2 protein-coding genes and 1 tRNA gene are annotated in these 2,339 nt (G+C 58.2%); 2 read left to right on the top strand and 1 reads right to left on the bottom strand.

Going from position 1 to position 2,339, the window contains the following annotated elements:
* Nucleotides 1-53 precede the first annotated feature (53 nt).
* Complete coding sequence (locus AC2VLY_RS14115) at nt 54-413, top strand: YtxH domain-containing protein (protein WP_024894610.1); 360 nt, start codon at nt 54-56, stop codon at nt 411-413.
* A 34-nt stretch (nt 414-447) separates the two neighbouring features.
* A tRNA-Pro gene (locus AC2VLY_RS14110) sits at nt 448-524 on the top strand.
* Between the two features lie 52 nt (nt 525-576).
* On the opposite strand, the gene purL is transcribed toward AC2VLY_RS14110, so the two are convergent.
* A partial coding sequence (purL, locus tag AC2VLY_RS14105) for a phosphoribosylformylglycinamidine synthase (protein WP_486922496.1) occupies nt 577-2,339 on the bottom strand: 1,763 nt, incomplete at its 5' end.

Here is a 2,339-nt window from a genome sequence, read left to right as displayed (position 1 = left end):
AGCTTACGGGCCGCAAGGCCCCCACTGTCATCACCTGATGAAGGAGTCTGACTATGATGGATTACGACAACGATAGTAATGGTCTTGGATATAGTGCCTTGGGTATCGCCCTGCTGGCGGGTGCCGCTGCCGGTGCAGTAACCGCTTTGCTTTTTGCCCCCCAGGCAGGCGATCGCACCCGCGAACAAATCCGCCATCAGGCTAATCGCGCCTGGGACAAAGTGGTCGCTTCCCGTGAGCGGATGAATGAACGCGTGGAAGAGTTGCTGGATACCATCGCCATTTACAGTGAAGAGTTGGTCCAAAAGGGTAAAGATCTGAGCGACCGGGAACGGCAACGCCTCAATGATGGCATCGCCCTGGCCCGTAGCGAACTGGATCGCCTGCGTCGGAAACTTTCCCGTTTAGATTGACCTCAGAGCAGCAAGCGGCTATTCTCTGCCGCGACGGGGCGTAGCGCAGCTTGGTAGCGCGCCTGCTTTGGGAGCAGGATGTCGTAGGTTCGAATCCTATCGCCCCGACCAATTAAAACAGGCACTTGGCACATGCGGCCAAGTGCCTTTGTTTTTATTTACATCAGGACCCCAGCACTTTGCGGGCATTGGTGAATATCTGCATCCACGGGGTCAATTCGCCCCAATCTGCCGGAGCCCAGCTCATTTGCAGGCTACGCACGACCCGCTCGGGATGCGGCATCAAAATGGCTACCCGACCATCTTCGTTGCAGAGCCCGGTAATCCCTTCCGGCGATCCGTTGGGGTTAGCCGGATAGTGGCGTGCCACTTGCCCCATGGCGTCCACGTAGCGCATGGTGACCGGTGCAGGAGACCCTTCGGTGGTACGGTCAAAGTGGGCACGGCCTTCGCCATGGGCGATGACAATCGGTGCATAGGTTCCGGCCATCCCGCTAAACCACAGAGAGGGAGAGTCCAGTACTTCCACCATGGCCAGGCGGGCTTCAAATTGCTCAGAACGATTGCGGGTAAATAATGGCCAATGCCCGGCTCCGGGAATGATTTCCCGCAATTCAGCCATCATCTGGCAGCCATTGCAGACACCCAGGGCCAGACGCGATTCATCTGCAAAAAACGCCGCAAACTGGTCCAGCAATGCTGAATGAAACAGGATGGACTTGGCCCAGCCAGCCCCGGCACCCAGCACATCGCCATAGGAAAAGCCGCCACAGGCTGCCAAAGCCTGAAAATCATTGAGCTGATAGCGTCCATTAGCCAGATCACTCATGTGGACATCCACAGCCGTGAATCCGGCACGGTGAAAAGCTGCCGCCATCTCAGTCTGACCATTGACGCCCTGCTCCCGCAAAATAGCCACCTTGGGCTGCACACCCTGTTGAATCACGGGCGTCTGCAGACTGAAGGGAACGCGGGCGAAAAGCGGTGCTTCCGTCGCGGTCGCAGCGGCAAATGCTTCTTTGGCGCATTGCGGATCGTCACGCAACGACGCCATCTGATAACTGTTTTCAGTCCATGCCTGCAGCAACTCCGCAACGGGTTCGTCCAGTAATACCTGTTCACCCTGCAGTACCCGCAGCTGCCAATGCCCGACCTGCACGACACCAAGGCACTGAGCCCGGGTGTCCAGATCCATTTCCGCAAAAATGCCCCGCACGGTTTCCCGATCTTTGGCCGCTACCTGAAGTAATACGCCCGACTCCTCCGCAAACAGGAAAGACCAGACATCGGCCCCGGCAGGCAGCACCATATCCGCTCCGCAACGACTCGCAAATGACATTTCACAGAGCGTAGCCCACAGCCCGCCATCGGCACGGTCATGATAGGCGAGCACGAGTTCCTGTTCACGCAAACTGCAGAGCGCCGCAAAAAGTTTACGCAACAGTTCGGGCTGATCCATGTCCGGCGTTTCCGCGCCCATTTGCCCCATTGTCTGAGCGAGGATGGAAGCCCCCAGACGGCCCTGTCCTAAATCGACCAGCCATAAATCCGTCTCTTCCTGAGCCGCCCACTGAGGCGTCCAGGTCTTGCGCAGATCCTGCACCGGCGTAAAAGCCGTAATAATCAGGGAAAGAGGAGAGACGACCGCTTTTCCCTGCCCTTCCTCCTGCCAGAGCGTGCGCATGGACAAGGAGTCTTTTCCCACTGGAATGGCCAGATCCAGGGCAGGACAGACCTCCAGGGCTACCGCCTTGACGGCATCAAAGAGGGCGGCATCTTCGCCGGGATGATCCACTGCCGCCATCCAGTTGGCCGAGAGCTTGATGTTATCCAGTGCCCGCACATCTGCCGCCCAAAGATTGGTCAGTGCTTCAGCAATGGCCAGGCGCGCACTGGCTACGGGGTTCAGAACCGCCACTGGCGCCC

The organism is Acidithiobacillus sp. TH-A36 (assembly GCF_057473445.1).
Note: the sequence above shows the minus strand (reverse complement) of the source record. Positions and strands in the feature narration are given on the sequence as shown.